The sequence below is a fragment of the Parabacteroides hominis genome (assembly GCF_014287585.1).
GTDB classification, from domain to species: Bacteria; Bacteroidota; Bacteroidia; order Bacteroidales; family Tannerellaceae; genus Parabacteroides; species Parabacteroides hominis.
Map to the genome: position 1 here is coordinate 52391 of NZ_JACOOJ010000010.1, position 26276 is coordinate 78666.

Genomic DNA, 26276 nt, shown 5'->3' on the forward strand with positions numbered 1-26276 from the left:
GTTTTCCGTGTAATCCGTGCCTGAATTATGTTAGTTTTATTTATAGAACGTTTTCTGGAATGCTGAAAACTCTTCTTTCTTCAGAACCAATCTGTTCCAGGCAGCATCTAAAAATCCACAACCGTATCCTAACAGTTGGATAAAGGAGGCGATAATCGACAGGAAGCCGATTTTAATACTTTTATTCTGAATCGAAGAATCCACAAAGATCAGCAAACAGAAAAGGCCGAGCGGCAATAAACTCCAAGCACAGAAGAGGCTTCCGATCAGGAAAAGAGCTACTCCTAAAGTGAAGGCTGCCGGTAATAAATGCACCGGTTTAAGCGAGTCGGGATATTTTTTATACAGGTTGATACGGGCGATGCCGGAGTTATAGACCTGACGGAAAAACTTGCGCCAGTCCGTACGTCTCTTGTGATATACCCAAGCTGAGGAAAACAGGCATACTTTGTAGCCGTTCTTGAACAGACGGATGCTGAAATCGATGTCTTCCCCGAAACGCATGGGGGAGAAGCCGCCTAACGCTTCGTATGTGCTTTTCCGGATTCCCATGTTGAAACTGCGGGGATAGAACTTATCCATCTTCTTTTTTCCGCCACGAATACCGCCTGTCGTAAAGAAGGAGGTCATGGAGTAGTTGATGGCCTTCTGCACATCCGTAAAGCTGTCAGAGGCTTTGTCCGGTCCTCCGAAAGCGTCCGCTCCGCTCTCCTTTAGTTCATTGTTTACCGATCGGATATAATCGGGTGGCAGGATGCAATCCGAATCGAGAACGATCAGGTAATCGCCTGTGCTCTGCTTCGCCCCGTAGTTGCGGGCATTGCCCGGACCACCGTTCGGAATATAGAAATAGGAAACAGTCAACTTATCCTTGAAAGCCTCGACCACATGCTGGCAAGTCTCTTTCGAACCGTCTTCGACGATGACGACTTCGAAGTTTGTTTCACTCTGCCGCGTAAGACTGTCCAACAACTCTTCTACCTCGTTGGGACGGTTGTAGACAGGGATGATAAGGGATAAAAGGGGGAATATCATACTCCATTAATTTGATATAGTTGAAAAATTAAAAATCAGGGTCTACCGGAGGCGTGAGAGGTTTCGGACGGGATATGGCATTCCATAGCTCCTCTTTGAAACGGTCTTTGTCTGGTATGCAGCATTTAATGAATTTTTCCATGATTAGGAATGATTCACGAGACTCTAATGGCTCAATATGTATGTATTTCTTCCATTTGTTTACTTTTGCGAAAATCTCCTGGTTGAATTCTTCCGTATCTTCATAGATGTACGAGTTTTCTAATATGGATTCCAATTCTAATGTCTCCGGATTGATAAAACAAACCATGCCCATGTCGATCTCTTGGGCAATTTCGGTTATCAACAGATCCGGGATATTGCAGTTTTTGTTTGTCATATTTAAATGTCTTTCAAGTCGCAATTTATATCTTCTTTCTCTTCTGCGCAGAAAAAGTCCGCGTCCCAATCCTCGTCATCATCCAGTCCCAGCCACTCTCTTAATTCTTGGGTCTCTTCGCTGTCAGGCGTTGTTTGAAACACCTGTTTCAGATGCTTGTAACCATATATGCCCCCACAATCTTCCGGTGGGCAGGCCCCTTTACCGGAAATGCAATAAGCGTTTTTGTGTTTTTCCTCGGAAATGGATTCCAATGTTATTTCATGTACCCAATCGTCGCCGAAGTCATAGACATACAAAAGCTTCTTTACATTTTCTGAAAAGATTTTTGACAGCTTGGTCTCTGAGGCATCGTATGCTTTAGTGAAGAGATCGAAATCGTCTTCGCGAGGAATTGCAATACGGAAGCTACTAGGGTATTCTTTGTCTTTGAACTCGAAAAGATGATAGCCGCACCAACCGAAAATTGTTTGTATCACTTGGTGAAATTGCAGGAATGTGAAATTTTCCGGAACGGAAACCTTTCGCCAAACCGGAGGTTTGGTAATCCCTTTGAGTTTGATTTTGAATAGGTATACCATAAGATGTATATATTACGTACACAAAGATAGTTCTTTTGTGTTGTTCAAGTAACATTTTGTTTGGATAATTATACCAAAGATCAAGGAAAAATTGCATTAGGGTTCACATTCACATCGCTTGTAAACCTTTGTCCTGTAACGACTTGCTGTGAAGGCTGAATATTCGGTAGAAAAGACGGCCTTTCACCTGGCTTGAACAAGGAGTTTAGCGACTGCCTCTTGTCTATTCGGGCAGGCTTCTTTACCTTTTTGCAAAAAAGCCGCTTTCACGTCAGGGTTCACAGCAAAGGTTTGTACATTAAAAGGTTTCAGGCCTTGTGAAGGTGAAGGCTATTTGAAAAAATACTTCACGAGCCGTATTTTTTTGGTTCCCGTCCTATAAAAAACAGCCTATAGGCTATCCGGTAAAAAGGTATAGGGTACAAGTAAAAAGGGTATAGCCTGTCTGGGCAAAGCCTATACCCTTTTTGGGAAAACGACAAGCATTCTTTTGGGAAAAGCTGCCGACAGTTTTCCCAAAAGCCACTATCTCTGTCTTTAGTGGAACCTTATGGGTTCAAATCCTCAAACATAGCTTTATGGTGGCTAATGTGTAGAACTTGCGATTTTAGTCAGTCTGTTAAAATGTAATATCCGCAGGTTGTATAGAAATTACGGATATATGGGATATTCAGGAATCTCCATAGTCTTCGAGGATGGAGATTGAATTTCGTTTCGTAATTCGGGTTGATGAAATAGAGGATTTCTTCGGCTATCCGGTATTTCTCTTTGTGCACGATCGAGAGAAAACGTTCCAGTGAAATGCCGGTATCTTTGATTTCCAAAAGTCCTCCGGGATTGACATTCCCCCATTCCAGCACTTTTTTATATGCGGGGCGGGGCAACAGGTGGAACCAGGGCAAATGGCTTAGGAACTTGTTGTTGCAAATCTGTTGGTGACCTCCGAACGGATTCTGCCAGGGAGGGAAAGCTACGAAAATAACGCCGTGGGGACTTAAGAACCTCTTTATAAAAGGCAAGAATAATTCTTGGTTTGGGATGTGTTCTATCACATCCCGAATAATGATAATATCGAATTTGTTGTTCAGTTCTGTTACTTTGTAGATATCTTCGCAGATCAGTGTCAGGTTTTTGTTGTTGGGATGTGTGCTGTAGATTTCTTTTGCAATCGCAATCTGGCCTCCGTTGATATCGATACCCGTTACCTGGCAACCGAGATCCAGAAAGGGTTTTATGTTTCCTCCTTCTCCACAACCAATTTCAAGAATATGGGAATCAGCTGTTACCGGTTTATGTTTTTCAATGAAAGGTATTACATATTTTTGTGTCGTAATACTTTGTTCGTTGAAATATAGTTGTCTGTTAGCGTGTCTTTTTTGCATATCTACGAAATAAAAATGAGGGTGTGTCAAAAGCCATTATACTTTTGGGCACACCCTCAGATATATTAATATCTGTAATGTTCAGCCTTATAAGGCCCTTCAACCGGTACACCGATGTAATCGGCTTGCTTTTGTGTCAAAGTGGACAGTTTGACGCCGATGCGTTCCAGGTGGAGGCGGGCAACTTCTTCGTCCAGGCGTTTCGGCAGGCGGTAGACACCGACTTCGTAAGGCATTGTCCACAAATCCATCTGGGCTAAGACCTGGTTTGTGAAGGAGTTGCTCATGACGAAAGAGGGATGGCCGGTCGCGCAACCCAAATTCACCAGGCGGCCTTCCGCCAGCAGGAAGATGGAGTTGCCTGTCGGGAATGTATATTTGTCGACCTGCGGTTTGATGTTGGTGTGCTTGATGTTCGGGTAGTTCACCAGATTGTCGACCTGGATTTCGTTGTCGAAATGGCCGATGTTGCAAACGATGGCCTGGTCTTTCATCTGCGTCATGTGTTCGATGGTGATGATATCGCAGTTGCCGGTAGTCGTAACGAAAATGTTACCTTCCTTGACAGCTTCTTCCATCGGGGTCACTTCGAAACCTTCCATTGCAGCCTGCAAAGCGCAGATCGGATCGATTTCCGTCACCAATACGCGCGCACCGTAAGAGCGCATGGAGTGGGCACAGCCTTTACCTACGTCGCCGTATCCGGCAACTACCACGACTTTACCGGCGATCATCACGTCGGTTGCGCGCTTGATACCGTCGGCCAGTGATTCGCGGCAACCGTACAGGTTGTCGAATTTCGATTTTGTGACGGAGTCGTTGACATTGATGGCCGGAACCAGCAGTTCGCCTTTTTCCATCATCTGGTACAGACGGTGCACGCCGGTAGTCGTTTCTTCGGAAACGCCTTTCATTTCGGCGATCGTACGGTGCCAACGGGTATTGTCTTCAGCCAGGATGCGGTTCAAGGTATCCAGGATGACCTGTTCTTCGTGATTGCCACCTTTGCGGTTGATCGTTTCGGCATCGTTCTCTGCACGGTAACCCATGTGAACCAGCAGGGAAGCGTCGCCGCCGTCATCCACAATCATGTGCGGACCTTTGCCGTCGGGGAAACGGAGCGCCATGTCGGTACACCACCAGTATTCTTCCAGTGTTTCACCTTTCCAGGCGAAAACGGGAACACCATCGGCAGCGATGGCTGCGGCAGCGTGGTCCTGTGTAGAGAAGATGTTACAGCTTGCCCAGCGAACATCTGCTCCCAACGCAACTAATGTTTCGATTAACACTGCGGTCTGAATCGTCATGTGCAGTGAGCCGGTGATGCGAGCTCCTTTCAGAGGTTTCTGATCGGCGTACTTCTTGCGAAGCGCCATAAGTCCCGGCATTTCGTGTTCGGCGATTTCGATTTCTTTACGACCGAATTCAGCCAAACTCATATCTGCTACTTTATAAGGCAGATTAGTTGGAAATAATTGTGACATAAATTGATACTAAAATGTTAATGCCGCAAAGGTAATAAAAAAAATCATACCGGAGTGATTCCCTGGTCGGCCAATAACTTCAAACCTAAATCCTTCAGTTTGAACTTCTGGATCTTTCCGCTGCCGGTCATGGGGAAGGTGTCGACAAAGAATATATACTTCGGGATCTTATGCCGGGCGATCTTTCCGCGGCAGAAATCCTTGACGATGTCTTCCGTCATGGTAACGCCCTCGTGCAGGATGATAAAGGCTCCGACTTCCTCTCCGTATTTCTTGGATGGAACGGCGGCAACCTGTACATCTTTCACCCCTTCCAGGTGATAGAAAAATTCCTCCAACTCGCGGGGGTAGATATTCTCTCCGCCACGGATAATCATATCCTTGATACGTCCGGTGATGCGGTAGTTGCCGTTCTCGTCTTTCACGCCCAGGTCGCCGCTGTGCAGGAAGCCGTCTTTGTCGATGACTTCGGCTGTCGCAGCCGGGTTGTTGTAATAGCCCTTCATGGTGTTGTAGCCCCGGTTGCACATTTCACCTTGTACGCCTGCCGGACATTCTTCGCCCGTTTCCGGATCGATCACGCGGACCTCGGTAAATTCGTAGTCACGCCCCACCGTATTGTAACGGACTTCCGCCGGATCGTCGATGCGCGAATGCGTCATGCCGGGCGATGCTTCCGTCAATCCGTATACGCTGGTCACACGCATGAACATTTTTTCTTCCACTTGTTTCATCAGTTCCACGGGGCAAAGGGAGCCTGCCATGATGCCGGTGCGGAGGGAAGTCAGGTCGAACATACTGAACATCGGGTGGTTGAGCTCGGCGATGAACATGGTCGGCACGCCGTAGAGAGCCGTACACCGTTCCTTGTGGATGGAGGCGAGTACGACCAGCGGATCGAATTTCTCGACCATAACCTGAGTGCATCCATGTGTCAGGACGTTCATGGAAGCGAGCACGACGCCGAAGCAGTGGAACAGAGGCACACAACAGCATAGTTTGTCGTCTGCCGTGAACTTCATGTGTTCGCCCGTCAGCAGCCCGTTGTTGGCAATGTTATAGTGCGTCAGCATGACCCCTTTGGGGAAACCGGTCGTGCCGGAAGTATATTGCATGTTCACGACATCGTGCGGGGTCACCAGCTTTTTGGCTTCCACCAGCGTCTCGTCGCTTACGTTTTCACCTAAAAGCAACAGTTCGGGAGTGTTGTACATCCCTCTGTATTTCTCCTGCCCGATGTAAACTACGTTCTTCAGTTTCGGGAAACGTTTGCTCTTCAGGTAGCCGCGTTGCGATTCTTTCAGTTCGGGCAGCATGGTGTACATCATGTCGACATAACTGCCGTCAAACACGCCGTCGGTGATGCACATCGTATGGATATCGGCATTTTCTACCAGGAATTCCAGTTCGCTCTGCTTGTAGTTCGTATTGACGGTGACGGCCACAGCCCCGATCTTGGCGGCGGCATACAGGAAGGTGAGCCAGTCCGGGACGTTGGTCGCCCAGATACCGACATGCGTGCCATGTTTGATCCCGATCGAAAGCATGCCTTTCGCCATCCGGTCCACACGTTCGTTGAATTCTTTCCAGGTGAAACGCAGGTCGCGGTCGGAATATACCAGATATTCCTTGTCGGGGGTTGTTTCGGCCCAATGTTCCATCCACTGGCCGAGCGTCCTGTCTTGTAATTGTATTTCCATAGGGACTGTCGATTAATAAGGGGTGTAGATGACTCCGAGTATTTTCGCCGTGTTGTCGGCTGCGGCATGTACATGGTGGGCGACGATGGAATCGTAGTAGATGCTGTCGCCTTCTTCCAGGATATAAGTATTCTTGCCGTAGTTGATTTCGAGGATGCCTTCCAGCACATAGATGAATTCTTCCCCTTCATGTGTGGAGAGAACGAAATCCACTCCTTCTTCAGTCGGGGCGACGTCGATCAGGAAAGGCTCCATATGGCGGCCGGACTTGTCTTGTGACAGCGAATGGTATTCCATGTGCTTGCGCGCCTTGCTGTCGTTGTTGCTGAAACCGATGCCGTTCATATCATTGCTGTCTTTCTTGCGGCAGATGACAGGACCCAGTTCGGCCTGGTCGTCCAGGAATGTCCCTAAGCGTACGCCTAATACGCGTGCTATCTTGATTAGCGGGGCGAGAGACGGGAAGTCTATATTACCCTCGATACGTTCTATTTGTTCGATACCCAGACCTGAGCGTTCAGATACTTCCTGGGTAGAAAGTTGCTTGGATTCACGGATGCTTTTGATTTTCGCTCCTATGATTTTGTTGTTTCCCATGAGTATTATATGTTTATTGTTTATTGAATCTTTTAATTTGTAACAGAACGGCGCAAAATTACATTAAATTTTCATTAAACAAAGGCATTTGGTGAAAGAAAAAAGGATGATCCCCGTAGAGACCATCCTTTTGTAACTTCCTGCGAAGAAATTGTTTCTTACTTTCTGATGCCAAGCTCTTTGATGATGGCACGGTATCTTTCGATATCCACCTTGATCAGATAATCCAGTAAACGACGACGTTTACCTACCAGCATCTTCAGAGCTCTTTCGGAGCTATGGTCTTTGTGATTAACCTTCAGGTGTTCTGTCAAATGTGCGATACGGATTGTGAACAATGCGATCTGGCTTTCTGCAGAACCTGTGTTGGTCGCAGACTTGCCATACTTTTCGAAAATCTCTTTTTTCTTTGCTGAATCTAAAAACATGATTCTTGTGTACTTTAATAAATTAATACTATGTTATCTAAGCGGGGACAAAGGTAGACATTCCTTTTCGATTGACAAATCTTTTTATGCATCTTTTTTTATTTTGAAGCATCAATGTCATATACTTCTCGCAAATTTATTGTAATTTTGCGGCCAATAAATTAGTTTTCAATGCAAAAGATTAGAAACATCGCGATTATCGCGCACGTAGACCACGGTAAGACAACGCTCGTGGATAAGATGTTATTAGCCGGTAAGCTTTTCCGTGAAGGACAGGCAGAGCCGGATCAGTTCCTGGACAATAACGACCTGGAACGCGAACGAGGGATTACGATCCTTGCCAAAAATGTCTCTATTAATTATAAAGGTTATAAAATCAACATTATCGATACTCCGGGCCACGCCGATTTCGGAGGTGAAGTGGAACGCGTATTGAACATGGCCGACGGTTGCCTGTTGCTGGTCGATGCTTTCGAAGGTCCGATGCCGCAGACCCGCTTCGTGCTTCAGAAGGCTATCCAGTTGGGACTGAAACCGATTGTGGTTATTAATAAGGTAGACAAACCGAATTGCCGCCCGGAAGAGGTGCAGGAAATGGTGTTCGACCTGATGTTCAGTCTCGATGCGACGGAAGAACAGCTCGACTTCCCGACGATCTATGGTTCTGCCAAGCAGGGCTGGATGTCGGAAGACTGGAAAGAGCCGAAGGAAGATATTACCGCTTTGCTGGATGCCATCATCCAGTATATCCCGGAACCGAAGGTGCTGGAAGGTTCTTCACAGATGTTGATCACTTCTCTGGACTATTCCAAATATGTGGGCCGTATCGCCGTGGGCCGTGTGCATCGCGGCGAACTGCGTGAAGGGCAGGACATCATGCTTTGCAAACGTGACGGCTCGATGGTGAAATCGAAGATCAAGGAAATCGACGTGTTCGAAGGGCTGGGACGTACGAAAGTAGAGGCTGTCCAGTCCGGCGACATTTGTGCGATTATCGGTGTGGAAGGTTTTGAAATCGGTGAGACGATTGCCGATGCCAATGATCCGGAACCGCTGCCGACGATCGCCATCGACGAACCGACGATGTCCATGCTGTTCACGATCAACAACTCCCCGTTCTTCGGGAAAGATGGCAAGTTCGTGACATCCCGCCATATCTACGACCGTCTGATGAAAGAACTGGACAAGAACCTCGCCTTGCGCGTCATTCCGACAGACTCTGCCGACTCCTGGCTGGTATATGGACGCGGCGTCCTTCACTTGTCTGTCCTGATCGAGACCATGCGCCGCGAAGGTTACGAGTTGCAGGTAGGTCAGCCGCAGGTTATTATCAAGGAAATCAACGGCGAGAAATGCGAGCCGGTCGAACAGTTGACAGTCAACCTGCCGGAAGAATGTTCCAGCCGTATCATCGACATGGTAACCAAACGCAAGGGTGAAATGACGATGATGGAAAGCAAGAACGACCGTATGCATCTGGAGTTCACGATTCCTTCCCGTGGCATTATCGGTTTGAACAATGCTGTCCTGACTGCATCCGCCGGTGAAGCGATCATGGCGCACCGTTTCCTCGAGTATCAACCGTGGAAGGGTGAGATCGAACGCCGTACGAACGGTTCTATCATCGCGATGGAAACAGGCACTGCCTATGCTTATGCCTTGAACAACCTGCAATCCCGCGGACGTTTCTTTATCGCTCCCCAGGAGGAGGTATATGCCGGCCAGGTAGTTGGCGAGCATACGAAAGATAATGATTTGGTTGTGAACGTAACGAAATCGAAGAAGCTGACGAATATGCGTGCTTCCGGTTCGGATGATAAAGTTTCGCTGGCTCCTCCTACGGTGTTCAGCCTGGAAGATGCCCTTGAATATATTAAAGGTGATGAATATGTGGAAATCACCCCGAACAGCATGCGTATGCGCAAGATCATTCTTGATGAACTCGAACGTAAGCGTCAGGGAAGATAAGAAGTTGTTTTGAAACAAAGAATATATCGAAAAGCCGGGAGTAGCATTTACTCCCGGCTTTTTCTTTAATATATTGTAAAGATTCGCTCGCTTCCGTTATGGAACGATTTTTTCGTACGGTTTTCTCGGCATTTTTTAAAAGCGTGAGAATTTATTCTCACCAGCATGAGAAAAGTTTCTCATCAGCGGGGGAAAAGTTTCTCATCGGTATGGGAAAAGATTCTCATACCGATGAGAAACTGGGTGGACGCAGTGAAGTAGATAAATTTACAAAGATATGGGTTCAGCCTGTTTGTAATCTTATATATCTGATCTATTATCAGGGCTTTTTGAGATGAAGCGGAGATTTATGATTCGTATATAATTCTTATTATTAATAAAAAGGCAAGAAGGATTCGGGAAATATGGAATGTCTTATATTTGCCACCCGAAATGATAAGCTTTACAAATAGATGATGAAGGAAAAGATATATAAGGCAATCGCGTGCCTTTGTTGTGCCGTGACATCCCTCTCGGCTCAGGATCGTGTAGTGGAATTGACAAATCCGGATGAAAGTTGTACAAGTATCGCAGCCGGTAAACTGGCGACGGACGATGGTTCGGTCATGACCTCGCAGACTTGTGACGGGACCTCGCGTACCTGGATGGAAATAGTGCCGGCACAAAACTGGCCTGACACGGCAAAACTCGATATCTATTGGGATCTGCGTCACACGGAAAGCAAAAACGACCGGTTGGGAGTTAAGCTGAAAGGTTCTATCCCGCAGGTCTCTTATACATTCGCTTACCTGAATACCGGTTATCCTTGCATGAACGAGAAGCAATTGGCGATGGGCGAGACAACCATCGTCGGGCGTAAGGAACTACGCAATCCGAAAGGCTTGTTCCATATCGAGGATTTGCAGGGAATTGTTTTGCAACGTTGCAGCACGGCACGTGAGGCGGTCTTGCTCATGGGACGCCTGGCGGAACAATACGGTTATCGTGACGGTGGCGAATGCCTGACGGTCGCCGATAAAAAGGAACTTTGGTTTTTCGAGATTACGGGTGCGGGGCCGGAAGATATGGGGGCTTTGTGGGTCGCCCGGCGCATACCGGACGACCATGTGACGGTTTCGGCCAATACGCCTCGTATTTCCGATGTCGATTTCAAGGATGAGGATAATTATATGTATAGCGAAGGGCTGAAAGAGAAAGCTCGCAAGTTAGGGTATTGGGATGGGAAAGAGCCTTTCAAGTTCTGGAAAGTTATCCATGAAACAGGGAAGAAACCTTTTACCGTCCGGGACTTTTTTGTTTTGAAAACGCTGGCTCCTTCTTTGAACTTGACGATGGACATGGAGGAGCTTCCTTTGTCGGTCAAGCCTGAACGGAAAGTCTCCCTGGCGGATATGAACCGCTTGCTGCGTGAAACGTATGAAGGTACGGAATGGGATATGACGAAGGACATGATGGTAACGAAGAAGATCAAGGATAAAGACGGAACCGAGCGCGACACGACCTATAAAAGCCCGCTGGCTCAAAACTGGATGACGAACGACATGTTTGAATTCTTGAATGCGCAGCGGGGTGAAAAGAAGATAGGGAAACAGCGGACGATATCGGTTGTCTGGTGTGCTTATTCGTTTGTGATCCAGTGCCGTGACTGGTTGCCGGACGAGGTGGGAGGCGTTTGCTGGTGGTCGGAAGATAATCCGGGCGAAAGCCCCCGTGTTCCGTTGTTTGCCGGGATGACGGATGTTCCCGAAAGTTTTAAGGTATGCGGGCATAAGCGTTACCGGCCTGATGCCGCCCTTTGGATTTACCGGCGTACGAACCGCCTGGCGCAAGTGAGTTGGGGGCATGGCCGCAAACTGATCGAGCCTGCCGTTCTCTCTTTCGAGCAGAAGGCAGTAGACGAAATGCCCCTGATAGAAAACAAGGTATCGGCCCTTATCCAGGAAGGCAAGAAAGACGAAGCTCAAGCCTATCTTACCCGTTATTCGTTCGATTTTATCTATTCGACCTTGCGTTGTTGGGAGGAAATGGAAGGACAGCTTTGGCATAAGTTCGGTCGGGGTTTCTAAAGAAAGAAACCCTTTACAGTGAATTTTTCTTGGCTTTTTCCCGCTGCTTTTCGATTTCTTTGCGGTAAGAGAGTGGGTTTATGCCTGTTTTGCTCCTGAAAAAGTAAGAGAAATAGTCGGCCGATTCGAAATTGAGCTTCATTGCGATGTCCTGGATCGACATTTCCGTACTGCTCAGCAGATCTTTGACTTTACTAAGCTTTAGTTGTAGCATATATTGGTGAGGGGCGATCCCGGTGTATTGCTTGAACGACTTTCTGAAGTTGGAATAGCTCATGTTGATGGAGCCGGCAATGTCTTCCGGCGTAAACTTGTTGTAAATGTTTTCCCGCATCAGTACGCATGCTTCCTGGATCTTTTGCATGGAGGCCGACCCGTAATCCTGGTTTTTGCTAATCGAGTAGATCAAGCCGATCATGTGCATCATGATTCCAGACAGGACTGCTTGGAATCCGGCCTTCTGTGCCCAGGCACAGTCAAGCATTTCGCCGAAATGCTTGACTATTTGGTCATTTATACCGATATGGAAAATGGGAGTCTCATGGTGGATGATCTTATTGAGTAGTTTGTCGAAATATTCTCCCCGGAAGGCTACGAAATATTCATCCCATCCTATGTTTTTAGTCGGTTGGTAAGTATGCCATTCTCCAGGGAATAGGAGGAAAGCGTCCCCCTTTGTTATTTTCTCTTCGGGGCAGTTGACGGATTGGAATTTCCCCTCTCCTCTTGTAATATATACTAATGTGAATTCGTCTATTATCCGTCCGCGTTCAGGATTAAAGGTATATCCGATCGGATGGCCTTTCGGAGGATAGCTGTCTTTGGGCTTGACAGATTGGAATCCTACACCACTGATTGACATTTCCCAGATGTCTTTGTCTTTATTTGTGGGTAAGTATTTTATGACATTGTGTTTATTGTATTCGAAATCCATCTGATGTTTCTTTATGGTGTTATAATTGCTTGTACAAATGTATCATTTATTTCTCAATATATTAACTATTTGTTTGTATCGATATCCAATATATTGTGACTATACTTATGCATTAGATTCATGATTTCATATTCAACGTCATTCTTGAAATACAAATTTACTTGCTGTTTTTTGCATTTCATGTTTTTGACGTGTTGATTTGTCTGTCCTTTATTGTAACCAGCCAACTCCCTGTTACGAAGAGCCTATCCGGTTGTTGGCTGGAATTTGAGTGTTTTTATTGATGAGCTACAGGAAGCGGACCATCAGAGTAGATAAGAGCATCGCTGAAATGAATTTTCGTTTTTGAATTCGGATTCATCCATTTGAAGGTGACGATATGTTTGCCTTTTGGAAGTTGGTATTTCCAGAAAAGATCGACGCGATGATTCTTGCCGATAGGAAGATTGGCTCTTTCGGCCATTTCCCCATCGATATGCATTTCGACTTGGGCTATATAGTTTTTCTCGCCTCGGAGATAACCGGTAAATACGATTCCTGTCCCTTCAAATTCAAATTTTTCTATGTCCTTCAAATCTTTTTTTATGTCTTGACGTCCGATTGGGAACAAGCCTTCGAATCCTTGTTCAAAACGAACCGGGACGGGCGCTTGGCAGGCAATTGTGATTTCGTCGTCCTTAATGCTGCCTCCATTGCGTTCGATCATTTGCAAGGCATGTTTGAAAGAGGTTTGGTAGACTTGGTTTAAAGACATGTTTGTATAGGCGAAGTTGATGTCTTCCACTTCACGCAAATTTTTCATCCAGTATTCGGATATCCGGCTATACCCTTGCATTGTTGCCAAGATACCGGCAGCCGATGCGGGGTTACAGTCGGAATCTTGTCCGCAACGTGTCGAAACATCCATTGTTTTATAAAAATCACCTTGCCCGTACAATAATCCCATTATAACGTAGGCGCAGTTGATGACAGCATCAATATTATAAGGACGTAATGTGCCTTCCGGACAACCGATATCCTGGTTCCATTTTTTTTCACATTCTGCCCACGTCTGCTTCCAGTCATCCGGATATTGTTCGTGCCAACGGATCACGTCGCTCATGCACTTATGGAAGCGGCTATCTTCCGGAATCGTCTTCAAGGCTTCTTTGACAACAAAGTTGATGTCGTCGGAAATGAAAGCAAGTGAATACATGGCTCCGATATAGACACCTCCGTACCATCCGTCACCATAATTCATGATATGTCCTATCCTGTCGGATATCTCGCATGAAGCATTCGGCATACCCGGTGTCATCAAGCCGGCAAAATCAGCTTCAATTTGGTAATCGATGTCGTCTGCATGCGGATTGTTTAACCAGTGTCCGGATTCGGGAGGCATAATTCCATTTATGATGTTGTAGCGAGCTGCCTGATTGGCGTGCCAAAGTCCATAATCGGCGTGAGCGAATGCGTATGCAAAAGAATCGGTCGGCGCATCCATCCCTAAACGTTCGAATACTTCTACGAAAGTCAGATCCATATAGATGTCGTCGAACAATGCTGGAAAATGATCGAAATAGCCTTTGATACATCCGTCATTATAGGTGATAGGAACGTAGTCTTGAATCATGGCGCTTCGGTAACGGAATTCAGTCGGACCGCCATATGCCACGCCAATGGTTTGCCCTGCCCAACCGCCTTTGATTTTGTCTAATAGTTTTTCTTTACTGATAGTTATGGTTTGGGGAATGCTGTCAGCTTCTTTGGGCGGTTGTTGCGAGCAAGAGAGTATCCCTGTTGCCAGACTGATTACCAAGAGTGGTAGGATTTCGTGTTTCATGATAAATTGTTTTTTTATGTTTTATTTTATATGGAATTATTGTTATTGGATGACTTGACAAAAGTAATAATAGGTTCTTTTTCTTTTTATTCAATTTAAAATGGAAAAGATAAACCCAATTTAGGATGGTTGATTGAAAAAAAGATTTAATGTGCTATTAATTAGTGATTTGATGATTTTGTTTCCGGTGCTGAAAATGGATAAAGAATAGATTGCGGTGTCAAAAAGCTAATAAATTATGTCAAAAATATAATGAATAGCAGGTTCATGCTTTTTAATATTGCGCTCAATTAAAAATATTTGTAACGAGGGATGATAGATCATCTATAATGAAAGGTGGAATGAATCGGAGAAATTTTATAAAAGGTTCGGCTATGGGCGGATTGATTTTTGCTGATGCTGTTGCAAGTACTGCTGTCCTGGCAAGGGAGAATTTTCCTGAACAAGAGGATGATTCTGCGCGGAAGTTCTTTTTTAATAAAGAGGGCAAGTTTAAAATCTTACAGTTGACGGATACGCACTATGTCGCAGGAGATCCGAAATCTGTTCGTGCATTGGATAATGTCAACCAAATGTTAGACTTGGAGAAGCCTGATTTGGTTATTCATACCGGAGATGTGGTTTTTGGGAAACCAGCAGAGAAGTCCATACGTGAAATCTTGGCTCCTATTTCTATACGTAAAATTCCTTTTGCCGTCACATTTGGCAATCATGACGAGGAATTTGACCGGACGCGGGCGCAGATGTTGGATATTGTCAAGTCTATACCTTATAACATAAATACGAAGGTAGAAGGCATACACGGAGAGACGAACGCGGTAATAACGCTTGCTTCATCAGCTAATGGTAAAATCAGCCGGGTTTTTTATCTCTTTGATTCGAATGCTTATTCTAAAATAGAAGGAATAAAGGGGTATGACCATATTCGATTTGATCAGATAGCTTGGTATCGGAAACAAAGTGAGGTTTTTGCTAAAATGAACGGAGGTGAACCGATACCGTCATTTGCTTTTTTTCATATTCCTTTGTTGGAACATAAAAGGGCAATGCAAGATGATGTTTATAGTGAGACACGGGGGATTAAAGGTGAACTTGTCGCTTCAGCCAATGTTAGTTCCGGCCTGTTTGTCTCAATGAAAGAAATGAAAGATATCGATGCTATTTTTGTCGGGCATGACCATGATAATGATTGTGCAACTTTATGGAACAGGATGTTTTTTATTTTTGGACGGTTTAGTGGGTGCGATACGGTCTATAACGACCTGAAGCCGAATGGTGCTCGCGTGATTGAATTGACGGATGGAACGAAAAGCTTTCGTTCATGGATACGTGTCTATGGTGGAGAAGTTGTTCAAGATTTGCGTTATCCGGAAGATTTTATGAATCGGTTTGGGAAAAAATAGAAAAGAAAATGATTTTTTCACATTGATCGATTGCCTTTTGCCATATTGTAGATAAGGGATATACTACTCTTCTTGCACGGTTCGCTTTTTTAGTTTTTGAATTGTAAATCAGTATTTTGTGACTTTTCCGGATTATACGAAATTTTGAACAATATTCTAATTCGCCAAAAAATAGGATAAAAATATCATTTTTTTATGATATTAAAGAGCATAAAAGTAGATTTTTGCCAAAAATAAACATGTTTAACCTAATAAAGTTTGTAAAATTATGAGAAATCGAATTCTATTATTGCTATGTTCCCTCTGTATGGGGTTGCAAGCATTTGCTCAGATTTCAATTTCAGGAAAGGTGGTAGATGACTTGGGAATAGAAATGCCAGGTGTCAATATTGCTGTAAAAGGTCAGGCTATTGGAACCATGACAGGGGCTGATGGAACTTTTACACTTCCTAATATTCCTGGAGGAAGTAATGCTGTTTTGGTATTTTCATTTATCGGGTATAAGACTCAAGAAGTGAAAGTGGGTAATCAAAAGTTCTTGAATATTCGTATGTCGGAAGATTCGGAACAGTTGGAAGAGGTTGTTGTCGTTGCTTATGGTACAGCGAAGAAAAAAGATTTGACGGGATCGATGAGCGCCATAGATTCAAAAGTGTTGGTGGTTCAGAGTTCGGGCTCTGCATCCAAAATGCTGGAGGGATCTGTCCCTGGTTTGCAGGTGGCTGCAACAGATGGTCAGCCGGGGGTCGATATGGGGATCCGTGTACGTGGTGTCAGTTCTGCAAATGGGGGTAGTGCGAGTGCATTGATTGTAATTGATGGTGTTCCAGCCCAGAATGAAAATCCGTTGTCTAACTTGAATTCTTCAGATATCGAGAGTATTACGGTTTTGAAGGACGCTGCATCCACAGCTCTTTATGGATCTCGTGGAGCGAACGGGGTGGTATTGGTGACAACCAAAAAAGGTAAAAGCGGCCAGACCCGTATCAGCTTTGATGCTCGTTGGGGTTGGAACTCAGTAGGACGGTTTAATACTTCAGGCATGACAAAAGCTTCTGATTATTATGAATACTACTGGAAAGCTATTTACAATTCGTATCGTTATGGTGTAAACGGAACAGGTCTTCCTGGCGTAGATTCGAACGGAGTCCCGTACACGAATGTTAAAAATCCGAACTATACGCATGAGGCTGCAGCTGAATTTGCAAGCCAACACCTGTTTAATTATGTGGCTGGTGCGGCCAATAGTGAACAGAACTTTACCCGTAATGGTTTGGGTAACTGGATGGCATACAATGTTCCGGGGGCTATTTATACGATGGAAGGAACGGGAGCTTCGGCTGCTGCAACCATGACTGGCGCTTATTTGGTTAATACTGATGGGCGGTTAAATCCGAATGCTTCGTATTTATATCGGGATGGTGATACTTATGCAGATCAATTGTTGCAAACAAATTTCCGTCAGCAATATGATGTTTCAGCCAGCGGAGGTACGGACAAGATAAGATATTATGCTTCATTGGGCTATTTGGATGAACCTTCTTTTGTACGTGCTTCCGATTTTGAACGTTATTCAGGCCGTGCTAACGTAGATGCTGAATTATTTAAATGGTTGAAAGTCGGTGCAAACGTAGGATATACTCATACGGTCACCAATTCTATGTCTACAAAATGGGGACGTAACCCCGGTGCTGCTTCAGGTAATGTGATGATGTATGCTAATGCTACTCACCCAATTGTCTCGATTTGGGCACGTGATGCACTTGGCAATTATGTGTTGGATGAGCATGGCAATAAAGTGGAAGCCGGTTATCCCGGTGCTACTTATTCTCCTGTTGGGACAACAGAAGGCAACCGTGTTGCTGGAGACATTCTTTATGATATTGATCAGAATATCAATCAGAATAAAGTTGATTTATGGACTTCGCGTGTGTATGCTGATTTTGTATTTGGAGATTTCAAGGCTACCGTCAATTTCTCTTATGACCAGCATGCTAACCGTATGATGAAATATCGTAGTGGTTTAAGTTCTTTGGGTTCTCCTAATAATGGAGGTATCGGTATTCAAAAATATGTAAGAACGATTCTGAATACCCAACAGATGTTAAGTTATAACAAAGATATCGCGAAACATCATGTTGATGCTATGGTTGGCCACGAATATAATGATAATAGTTATGACCAATTGAACTGGGGATCTTCAGATGAATTGATTGCAGGCTTTATCTCTCCGGGTAACTTTGTCAGCCGTTATACAAATGTATCTACTTTGGCTACTCCGGGATGGAGCTTGGGTACTGTCCGTATGGAATCTTATTTTGCACGTGCTAATTATAATTATGATGAGAAGTATTATTTGTCGGGATCTGTCCGTGCTGATGGTTCTTCTAAGTTTGCTAAAGACAAATGGGGCGTATTCTATTCAGTCGGTGCTGGTTGGCGCTTCACCTCTGAGAGTTTTATGGAAGGGACGAAAAGCTGGTTGGATAATGCCAAGTTGCGCTTAAGTTATGGTGTGATCGGTAACCAGAATGGTGCTGCCGATTATGGATACCATACTTGGTCTTATGGCGTCGGATCATGGAATACAAGCTCAAATGGTACAGGTACGGCAAAAACCTATTCTATAGGTTATGGCGGTTTGGTCAATGAAGACTTGACATGGGAAAATGTCCATACAACTGATGTCGGTTTGGATTTCTCTGTATTGGGAGGCCGTGTATCGGGTTCGTTGGACTTTTATAACAGTTTGACCACCAATTCTTTTTATAACGAGCCGATCTCTTATCTGGCAAATGGTGGTAATACGACGCGGCAACGGAATTCAGCCAAACTACGTAACCGTGGTTTTGAAATTGATCTGTCGGCTGATATTATTCGTACAAAGGATTGGACTTGGAACGTAGGTATTAATGGTACTCACTATAAAACGATTTTGAAGGAAGTCCCGGCATCGACAATTCCGGCATGGAATGAAACAATGGATCTTCCAAAAGGGACATGGACTGCAAACGGCGACGGTTGGTCTGGCGCAGGGACAGGAAATGCATCCGGAGTATTTTACCTGCGTGGTGAAGGACGCGACTGGTATAACTTGTATTTGTATAAATATGCAGGTGTCGATCGGGAATCAGGTTTGCCAATGTATTGGCATCGTGTGACATATGATGATGTCCATAATGGGGCTTCAGGTGGCCGTTATGCGAACTATAAACAAGGTGAAAGTGTGAAGACTACGGTTTCTTCGGATGCATCCATGTATGAAATGGGGAGTGCAACGCCCAAATGGATTGGAGGTTTGACTACTTCCTTGCGATATAAAGATTTTGACCTTCAAGCTATTTTTGCTTATCAGTTCGGCGGTAAATTTATGTCTGTCGAATATGCTAATGGCCTTTATCGTTCCTCTTTCTTGTCTCGTTCTGCACAACCCCAATCTACTGATTTGATTGGTAGCACGTATGATCCGGAAAATAATACGGGGGCTTATTTCCCAATGATCTGGGCATCGAATAATTCTACTATATATTATGATGGTTCGACGACCGGTTCTTGGAAATATACCGATATGTCATTGTTTTCTGCTTCTTATTTGCGTATGAAGAATATTACATTGGGCTATACAATCCCGAAAGTTCTCTTGAATAAGGCTGGCATCAGTAGATTGCGTGTTTATGCATCTGCGGATAACTTGTTCTATATTTCAGCAAAGAAAGGTGTGGATCCTGCTATGTCAATGACTGGTGGTTTGGAGGTTGGCCAGTATATCTATCCGACTATGCGCACGATCTCTTTGGGTTTGAATCTTGAATTTTAATTATAAAATGAAGCGAAAAATGAAAAAATATATTAAATATTTCTGTGGCACTTTGGCTATCGTTTCTGTGCTGACTGCTTGTGATTCCAAGTTGGATGTCCACAATCCAAATAACTTTTCGGATGAGCAGATTGAAGATTTATTGAAAAACGGTACGGATGAAGAACGTGAATTGATATTAGGCGGTTTGACAGCCAATTTGAAAGGATATGTTGTCGTACGCAACGCTATCATGGGTGGTGGCTTTACGAATATGTCTATTGATAACGAATGGGTGCATAATAATATTTACCGTAATTTGCAATGTGGTGATATCGTGTATGGTGATGGTGCCCGCCATTCTTCCGGTTGGGGCCAATACTATAGAAACAGTCCGGATCTGAAATATTGGGCTGCCAATCAGACTTCTGAATGCTATGGTTATTGGTGTTCTCCTTCTTTGTCGATTAGTAATGCCAATAAGGTGTTGATGTTTCTGAGTGACGAGGTGGTTGGAGAAAGTTCCTTGTTGAAAGAATATAAAGCTATGGCATTGACACTGCGTGGCATGGGATATTTGCAGTTGATGGAACGTTTTACGAAAGCATATTTGCATGGTGGAAAAGAAGGTTATGGCATGCCTCTTTATACAAACTATGGTTATCAGGATGTTGTAGCTCCTTCTTCAGCGGAAGAATCATGGAATTTTATTTTGACAGACCTCAAAGATGCTGTTCGCCTGTTTCAGGAGTCCGGTTATGGTTATACAAAAGCTAAAGATCATGATACGGCCGTCGATATTGACCTTGGTTTGGCGCAGTATTTTTTAGCAAAATCCGCTTTATGGACGGGAGATTATCAAACAGTCATTGCGGCATGTAAAGATGTATTGGATAATTACGGTTGGGAATTTATTCCGGAATCTGCTTATGGAGCATCCAATGACCGTATGGCCGGTTTTTGTAATAAAACGGATGATATCAAAGCTGATGACAATGCGTTTATGTCTGTAGCTAAGAACCCGGAATGCCTTTTTGGTTGGGCCAATGATGCTAACATTTACACTTGGACCTATTATAATGTGCTTAAAACTGGCTCTGATATGGTGAATACGGCCTATTTCCAGATTGATAATGCGTTATGGTCGAAAATGGCTGATAATGACTATCGCAAAGAACGTTTTACAACAGAAACTGCAACTTTCCCCTATTTTGCCATAGAAAATGGAGATACTGCCTGGTATCCTACTGCCATTCCTGCTTATACCTGTTTGAAATGGGCAGCATCCATTGCTTCTGATGAGTCATCCCGTCGTCACGATCGTTCTAACTCTGATGTGATTATCTATCGTACATCAGAAGTATTGTTGATGATGGCAGAAGCCCAAGCACAGAGCGGTGATGAATCTGGTGCGAAAGCGACTTTGAATAAGTTGCTGGCTGCTCGTACAAAAGCAGGAACTCCTACGTTGACTTGTGATAACTATCCGGCTATGCAGGGAATGTCTGCACTTGACATGTGCAAGTTGCAATGGCGAATTGAATGTTGGGGAGAAAATGGTTGGAATTTCTGGAATAGTAAACGTTGGAATCAAGCCCCCGTTTATGAGGGATCTAATCATTGGAGCACAACCGCAGTCACTATTGACCACATGACATGGGAGATCCCGGAACAGGAAACTCAGACGAATCAGTATTGGGCAAATGTGAATAGAAAATAACAGATATTTAATCTCAGTTGTGAAAGGGCTGTCCGTGATGGGCAGCCTTTTTTTGTAAGCATCCGAAGAAGCCCTTTTTCCCAGTGGATACCCTATGGCAATGGCATTAACATTGTTGCGGATGTCTATTTATGCTCTTTCGCTTTTTGGGCTATTTTGGCCGCTTGATGAACAGGAATCCGATCTTTTACGAATTCGGGAATATTGTAAGACTTCATACTTAGTTTGTAAAAATCTTTTTTCTTTTGAGGCAATAAGAATGGTTTCGATGCTTTCCCTTTTTTATCGATATGGGTAATATAAAGGCGGGTATGAAGCCCATCGATGCGTCTACTGGAGAAAACAACCCAATGGCTATTCGAAGACCACGAATGGTAACTTTCGGATTTCTCACTATTAATTTCAGATAATGATATCTGTTGGTTATTCCGAAGGTCTATTTGGTGTAAATCTGCATCGTTGTGCCAAATAGGGAAAGTTGCGTATTGAGATTGTGTATACATTAAAAAGTTTCCATCAGGCGATATGCGGGGAAAAGAAATACTGCCACCTTGTATATCGGCATTGTATAACGTGTCGGTTTGCCCCAAAGAACCGTTGTCAAGGTCGAACGATATACTGCATAGGCTATACCGGAGTTTGGATATGGAATCAGGTACTGTTTGAGTTGAAGCTGAACAGTAATAAAGGGTTGTCCCGTCAGGTGAAAATGAAGGGAAAGTTTCCAAATAGTTGGGAGATGAAAGTATGGAGGGTGATAATATTTTCCGGGTTTTGAGATCGCAAATGACGATGTCTGAACTACGGTCATATACTTCTATACGCTGGCTTGGATGCAGCCCTTGATAGGTGTCGTTGGTTGAGAATGCAATAAATCTTCCGGAAGGATGCCAGGATGGATAAACCATATTTTGGCCGCTTTGCGCTTTAAAATCTATAAATTCGATATTGTTACCATCGATTAAAACCGTCCCGTTGTATTCTCCTCTCATGTGAAATAACATCTTTCCTGCTGAATGGGAACAGAAAGAGTGACAATTTACACAATTATGTGCAGTCAATTTGTTTTCGTAAATAGGAGTCTCTTTAAATGATTCCAAGTCACGCTGATAAAGCCCCATCTCATTCCATAATGCATATAAAGGCTCGATGAGCCGATAGGCAATGTATCGGTCTACTGGATGTTGGGAAACGTAGATATAAAAAGGATGATAGGAATAGCTTTGCCCTTGTTTGCTGCTCGTGATTTGTACAGCTATTGAATCCCCTTTTGATTTTTCCAGAAGAGTTTTCCATTTCTTTATCGGAATATCAATAAAACCTTTGTTCGCTTTTACTTCAAATCTTAAACCTTCGGTTTCAAACGATGCGACCTTTATGTCTTCTTCAGGCGCAACTGTTGAAAAGTTTAGCGGAGCTATATTGTACGGAATTGTTACTCCGACATAATCAGGAAAAATATTCGGACAGGAGCCAACTAAGATACTTGTCTCTTTATCTGGTTGCGAACAGGATGCCCATATAAGCAAAATACTCCATATATAGTTTTTGGATTTCATCTTCATTCTTTTTTAAACAGTAAATAATACCAGTAAGTGTCTTCAAATGAGGCTATAGCCTTGTTCCCTAAATTGTGATTTTGTAATGCGTCCTTTAGTGCTAAATAGCGTTGTCCTGTTTCAGGGCTGATCCCTTTTTCTGGCCAGTTTGGGCGTTGGTCCTCATACCAGGCTATGACGGCTTCCTGTTGACGGATAGTCAGTGTCGGCCATATCTTTGTTTGATAGTATTTTTTATAAAGATGATCGAAAGAGGTCAAATCTTTATTCAACAGATGGAAAGTAGTCAAGTAGAGCAGAGGAATTGGATTGTCGGGGTTGTTTGCTGCCAAGCGTTCGAGTACACGGGTGAAATCCAAACAGACCGTTTCGTCTGGATTTTCTTTAAGGGCTTTTCGTTTGTGGCCGTATTCACTATCTGATTCGACCATTTTGTCGTTGTTCAGATATTTTCGATGTTCCTGAGCCCATTTCTTGTAAAAACATGTCTGTTCCAGAATCGTAATGTATTTCTCTGCTACCGGATAGAAACCGAAGATCAGATTCGTGTCGATCAATCGTTTTAGAAGCCGGGGATTACCGTTTGGGGAAAGTATATATCCTTCATAGGCATATTTTTGAGCTGCTCCAATATTTCCTATCATATAATGTAAGTCAGCTTGTGCGATTGCCCCTGAAAGTCGTTCATCCCAATTCGACAACAATGTTTCACCGCCTCGTTGGGGATATTTGAAAAGGTCTTGATCCAGTTTGCCTTCATTGGACAATGCAAGATTCAAAATATTAATGGTTTGCAAGTTGCTTTTCTGCGCAGGGAAAGTAGAGATGATATCTTTCCAACGTTTGTTTCTTAAATAGTAATCTTGTTCCATATTGGCAAGTAGGGTTGTGTCTTGGTTTTTTTCAGATATGAACCAAAAACCGGCAAAAATGATTCCGAGTTCAAAAAGGCGGAAGAAAATGATCCGTTTGTGTGCTATATGGATCTTTCTTCCGATAGATACGGTTATGAACAATGACACAGGAAAAGATATCCAAGCGCAGTATAAAAAAGATAAATTAGAAACTTGTGAAAGATCTGTATAATAGATATTGGGAATGAAACTTTCCCATATATTACTTTGCCACGCCTGATAGCATGATAACCAGCTAAGCATGAGCCATGTTGGAATAGAAAGCAAACTCCAGTATTCACGGAGTGGTCGCTTTTGTAGAGTCCAAATCACGACACCCGTTATAAATAATGTGGTAGTTGGCCCCGCCAACCAAAAAAGGATAACAGGTATAATGACGGATGCTGTCAATCGTAAATAGAAATGAGGCAAGCAGATAAATAAATAAAAGAAAACGAGGACAAGAATGAATGCTACGGTTCCTTCTTGGCGGTAGTTCATATCTAACTGTAAAAGACAGAAACAGACCATTGGAACAGTAGCTACTATCAAACTATCGAAAGCAGGCGCTAATTTGTTTGTTATTTTTTGCATGCAAAAGCATCCGAAAAGGAAAAGTATGGTTGTCATAGATGCTCCGACATAAGGCAAGCTGTAAAATTGCGTTATAAATTCAGCTAAATAGGAGACAAGTCCCCCAGGAGTGGAGAGTTTTTGTATAAAGTAATCATTTGTTAGCGGGAATAACTGTAATTGTTCTATGTAAAGAAAATAGAATGCATATTTATATTGTAGGAATAAGAACAAGATAAGGCCTGTCGATCCCCAAAAAAAGCATCTGATGATATAGTTATATTTCTCTTTCTCCATTTCTTAAAGAATATTTACTCTACAAATATAGCTTATTGATTAGTTCTATAAATCCTCTTTTGCCAAAATTTTAATTATTAATATCAAAAGCATAGGGTTAACCCTGTGAATCATAAATAAATTTGTAACTTGAATGATTCTAATGCCATTATCAATTAAATGTAAATACTGTATTATGATGAACAGATACAAATTATTCTCTCTTTGCCTTGGTATGATGTGTGGACTGCACTTGTCGGCCAAGGATTATTATGCCACGGATTTCGGTGTGAAAGCGGATGGCAAGACGTTGAATACGAACTCCATCCAGAAAGGAATCGACTTTGTGAACGGGCAGGGTGGGGGGCGTTTGGTCTTTACTGCGGGCAATTACCAGACTGGGACGATTTACCTGAAATCGAATGTGACGCTTCATCTTGAGGAAGGGGCGGCCCTGCTCGGTTCGACCAATCCCTGGGATTACGAAAAAGATCCGTATATTCGCTGGATGTCTATGATCTTTGCTGTCAAACAGCAGAATATCGGTATAACGGGAAAGGGGACGATCGATGGGCGTGGTTTCCAAACCGCCAACAATATGGTGGACTATATCCAACGGGGTATCTACGAAGATCCTCTGAAACTGGGCCGTCCGAACGAGACGAACCGCCCGCAGAATATCTATTTCCGTGAATGCGAGAATGTGACGATCAAGGATATCACCCTGCGGGACCCGGCAAGCTGGAACCAGACCTACGATCAATGCAAGAATCTGTATGTCGACGGCATACAGGTCGATAGTAAATCTTACTGGAATAATGACGGTATAGATATTGTGGACTGCGACGGCGTCGTGCTGAAAAACTCTTTTATCGATGCGGCGGATGATGCTCTTTGCTTCAAATCGCACGATGCGAACAGCATGTGCCAGAACGTGGTGGTCGAGAACTGTGTAGGCCGTTCGAGCGCCAGCGGATTGAAATTCGGAACAGTCTCCCGTGGCGGTTTTCGTAATTTCAAGGTGAAAAATATCAAGATATACGATACGTATCGTTCGGCCATAACGTTTGCCGCGGTCGACGGTGCTCTGATTGAAAATATTGAGGTGGACGGCGTGCGCTCCATCCATACCGGAAATGTGATCTACCTCCGTATCGGTGACCGTTGGAGTGCAGGGAAGAAACCGGTCATGAAGAATATTACGATCAAGAATGTCTATGCCGAGATCCCGATGGATAAACCGGATGCCGGATATAATTATGAGGGGCCTATCGAAGACCTTCCCCGTAATATTTCACCCGCCAGCATTGTCGGATTGCCTGAATATAAGATTCAGAACGTGACGCTTCAGAATATCGAGATCGTTTCTCCCGGAGGCGGTAATCCCTACTATGCTTACCGGGGACTGACACCGGCAGAATTGGACAGCATCCCTGAAATGGCAACTTCCTATCCGGAGTTTTCGCAGTTTAAGGAATTGCCGGCCTGGGGCTTCTACATCCGTCATGCCGAGGGGATCACTTTTGATAATGTGACTTTTAAGGCTTTGAAAAAAGATTACCGTCCGGCAATCGTAACAGATGATGCGGAGGGGGTTACATTCAAGAATGTCCGGTTCATAGAGCCGGAAAGCGAGGGTAAAGAACAAATATTCCTCTATAAAAAGTCGGAAGATTAAAA

General features: G+C 44.0%; 18 protein-coding genes. 6 read left to right on the forward strand and 12 right to left on the reverse strand.

What is annotated here, in order from left to right; all coding sequences use genetic code 11:
• Nucleotides 1-36: 36 nt before the first annotated feature.
• The 8 genes from H8S65_RS07950 to rpsO all read right to left on the reverse strand — a co-directional run bounded on the left by H8S65_RS07950 (nt 37) and on the right by rpsO (nt 7586).
• Nucleotides 37-1035, reverse strand: coding sequence for a glycosyltransferase family 2 protein (locus H8S65_RS07950; RefSeq protein WP_186929456.1), 999 nt, complete (start codon nt 1033-1035; stop codon nt 37-39).
• Between the two features lie 28 nt (nt 1036-1063).
• Nucleotides 1064-1414: a hypothetical protein gene (locus H8S65_RS07955; RefSeq protein WP_186929457.1), complete on the reverse strand. Its 351-nt coding sequence runs from the start codon at nt 1412-1414 to the stop codon at nt 1064-1066.
• A gap of 2 nt (nt 1415-1416) precedes the next feature.
• Nucleotides 1417-1995, reverse strand: a complete 579-nt coding sequence (locus H8S65_RS07960) for a plasmid pRiA4b ORF-3 family protein (RefSeq protein ID WP_186929458.1) — start codon at nt 1993-1995, stop codon at nt 1417-1419.
• A 611-nt stretch (nt 1996-2606) separates the two neighbouring features.
• Nucleotides 2607-3377: a class I SAM-dependent methyltransferase gene (locus tag H8S65_RS07965; RefSeq protein WP_186929459.1), complete on the reverse strand. Its 771-nt coding sequence runs from the start codon at nt 3375-3377 to the stop codon at nt 2607-2609.
• A gap of 65 nt (nt 3378-3442) precedes the next feature.
• The gene (ahcY, locus tag H8S65_RS07970; protein WP_186929460.1) at nt 3443-4861 is read right to left on the reverse strand and encodes an adenosylhomocysteinase; all 1419 of its coding nucleotides are present in this window, start codon (nt 4859-4861) and stop codon (nt 3443-3445) included.
• Nucleotides 4862-4905: 44 nt separating this feature from the next.
• On the reverse strand, nt 4906-6561 hold the full coding sequence (locus H8S65_RS07975; protein WP_186929461.1) for an AMP-binding protein: 1656 nt from the start codon (nt 6559-6561) through the stop codon (nt 4906-4908).
• A 12-nt stretch (nt 6562-6573) separates the two neighbouring features.
• A complete protein-coding gene (locus H8S65_RS07980) occupies nt 6574-7158 on the reverse strand; it encodes a helix-turn-helix domain-containing protein (RefSeq protein ID WP_186929462.1) in 585 nt (194 codons plus the stop codon).
• A gap of 158 nt (nt 7159-7316) precedes the next feature.
• Nucleotides 7317-7586, reverse strand: a complete 270-nt coding sequence (gene rpsO, locus H8S65_RS07985; protein WP_186929463.1) for a 30S ribosomal protein S15 — start codon at nt 7584-7586, stop codon at nt 7317-7319.
• 171 nt (nt 7587-7757) lie between these two features.
• Between rpsO and typA the strand changes: the two genes are divergently transcribed.
• On the forward strand, nt 7758-9554 hold the full coding sequence (gene typA, locus H8S65_RS07990; RefSeq protein WP_186929464.1) for a translational GTPase TypA: 1797 nt from the start codon (nt 7758-7760) through the stop codon (nt 9552-9554).
• A 455-nt stretch (nt 9555-10009) separates the two neighbouring features.
• Nucleotides 10010-11620 carry a dipeptidase gene (locus H8S65_RS07995; RefSeq protein ID WP_186929510.1) on the forward strand — a complete coding sequence of 537 codons (1611 nt, stop codon included), beginning with the start codon at nt 10010-10012 and terminating at the stop codon, nt 11618-11620.
• Nucleotides 11621-11633: 13 nt separating this feature from the next.
• On the opposite strand, the gene H8S65_RS08000 is transcribed toward H8S65_RS07995, so the two are convergent.
• On the reverse strand, nt 11634-12554 hold the full coding sequence (locus H8S65_RS08000; RefSeq protein WP_186929465.1) for a helix-turn-helix transcriptional regulator: 921 nt from the start codon (nt 12552-12554) through the stop codon (nt 11634-11636).
• A gap of 277 nt (nt 12555-12831) precedes the next feature.
• Complete coding sequence (locus H8S65_RS08005) at nt 12832-14376, reverse strand: ADP-ribosylglycohydrolase family protein (protein WP_186929466.1); 1545 nt, start codon at nt 14374-14376, stop codon at nt 12832-12834.
• A 374-nt stretch (nt 14377-14750) separates the two neighbouring features.
• Between H8S65_RS08005 and H8S65_RS08010 the strand changes: the two genes are divergently transcribed.
• The 3 genes from H8S65_RS08010 (at nt 14751) to H8S65_RS08020 (ending at nt 21295) form a co-directional block, all read left to right on the forward strand.
• On the forward strand, nt 14751-15779 hold the full coding sequence (locus H8S65_RS08010) for a metallophosphoesterase family protein (RefSeq protein ID WP_255489075.1): 1029 nt from the start codon (nt 14751-14753) through the stop codon (nt 15777-15779).
• 268 nt (nt 15780-16047) lie between these two features.
• The gene (locus H8S65_RS08015; protein WP_186929468.1) at nt 16048-19596 is read left to right on the forward strand and encodes a SusC/RagA family TonB-linked outer membrane protein; all 3549 of its coding nucleotides are present in this window, start codon (nt 16048-16050) and stop codon (nt 19594-19596) included.
• 19 nt (nt 19597-19615) lie between these two features.
• Nucleotides 19616-21295 (forward strand): RagB/SusD family nutrient uptake outer membrane protein, encoded by a 1680-nt coding sequence (locus H8S65_RS08020; RefSeq protein WP_186929469.1) that lies wholly within the window; start codon nt 19616-19618, stop codon nt 21293-21295.
• Nucleotides 21296-21420: 125 nt separating this feature from the next.
• Here H8S65_RS08020 and H8S65_RS08025 read toward each other — a convergent pair whose 3' ends face one another.
• Nucleotides 21421-22854, reverse strand: a complete 1434-nt coding sequence (locus tag H8S65_RS08025; protein ID WP_186929470.1) for a TolB family protein — start codon at nt 22852-22854, stop codon at nt 21421-21423.
• Nucleotides 22855-22856: 2 nt separating this feature from the next.
• On the reverse strand, nt 22857-24617 hold the full coding sequence (locus tag H8S65_RS08030; RefSeq protein ID WP_186929471.1) for a DUF6057 family protein: 1761 nt from the start codon (nt 24615-24617) through the stop codon (nt 22857-22859).
• Between the two features lie 178 nt (nt 24618-24795).
• On the opposite strand from H8S65_RS08030, the gene H8S65_RS08035 reads away from it, so the two are divergent.
• Complete coding sequence (locus tag H8S65_RS08035) at nt 24796-26274, forward strand: glycoside hydrolase family 28 protein (protein ID WP_186929511.1); 1479 nt, start codon at nt 24796-24798, stop codon at nt 26272-26274.
• The last annotated feature ends 2 nt before the right edge of the window (nt 26275-26276 follow it).

Bases quoted from the DNA above. Each gene is read 5' to 3' on its own strand.
- H8S65_RS07960 (WP_186929458.1), bottom strand. From the start codon at position 1,995: ATGGTATACCTATTCAAAATCAAACTCAAAGGGATTACCAAACCTCCG.
- typA (WP_186929464.1), top strand. From the start codon at position 7,758: ATGCAAAAGATTAGAAACATCGCGATTATCGCGCACGTAGACCACGGT.
- H8S65_RS07975 (WP_186929461.1), bottom strand. From the start codon at position 6,561: ATGGAAATACAATTACAAGACAGGACGCTCGGCCAGTGGATGGAACAT.
- H8S65_RS08015 (WP_186929468.1), top strand. From the start codon at position 16,048: ATGAGAAATCGAATTCTATTATTGCTATGTTCCCTCTGTATGGGGTTG.
- H8S65_RS08025 (WP_186929470.1), bottom strand. From the start codon at position 22,854: ATGAAATCCAAAAACTATATATGGAGTATTTTGCTTATATGGGCATCC.
- H8S65_RS08020 (WP_186929469.1), top strand. From the start codon at position 19,616: ATGAAAAAATATATTAAATATTTCTGTGGCACTTTGGCTATCGTTTCT.
- H8S65_RS07965 (WP_186929459.1), bottom strand. From the start codon at position 3,377: ATGCAAAAAAGACACGCTAACAGACAACTATATTTCAACGAACAAAGT.
- H8S65_RS07950 (WP_186929456.1), bottom strand. From the start codon at position 1,035: ATGATATTCCCCCTTTTATCCCTTATCATCCCTGTCTACAACCGTCCC.
- H8S65_RS08010 (WP_255489075.1), top strand. From the start codon at position 14,751: ATGGGCGGATTGATTTTTGCTGATGCTGTTGCAAGTACTGCTGTCCTG.
- H8S65_RS08000 (WP_186929465.1), bottom strand. From the start codon at position 12,554: ATGGATTTCGAATACAATAAACACAATGTCATAAAATACTTACCCACA.
- H8S65_RS07995 (WP_186929510.1), top strand. From the start codon at position 10,010: ATGAAGGAAAAGATATATAAGGCAATCGCGTGCCTTTGTTGTGCCGTG.
- H8S65_RS08035 (WP_186929511.1), top strand. From the start codon at position 24,796: ATGAACAGATACAAATTATTCTCTCTTTGCCTTGGTATGATGTGTGGA.
- rpsO (WP_186929463.1), bottom strand. From the start codon at position 7,586: ATGTTTTTAGATTCAGCAAAGAAAAAAGAGATTTTCGAAAAGTATGGC.
- H8S65_RS08030 (WP_186929471.1), bottom strand. From the start codon at position 24,617: ATGGAGAAAGAGAAATATAACTATATCATCAGATGCTTTTTTTGGGGA.
- ahcY (WP_186929460.1), bottom strand. From the start codon at position 4,861: ATGTCACAATTATTTCCAACTAATCTGCCTTATAAAGTAGCAGATATG.
- H8S65_RS07955 (WP_186929457.1), bottom strand. From the start codon at position 1,414: ATGACAAACAAAAACTGCAATATCCCGGATCTGTTGATAACCGAAATT.
- H8S65_RS07980 (WP_186929462.1), bottom strand. From the start codon at position 7,158: ATGGGAAACAACAAAATCATAGGAGCGAAAATCAAAAGCATCCGTGAA.
- H8S65_RS08005 (WP_186929466.1), bottom strand. From the start codon at position 14,376: ATGAAACACGAAATCCTACCACTCTTGGTAATCAGTCTGGCAACAGGG.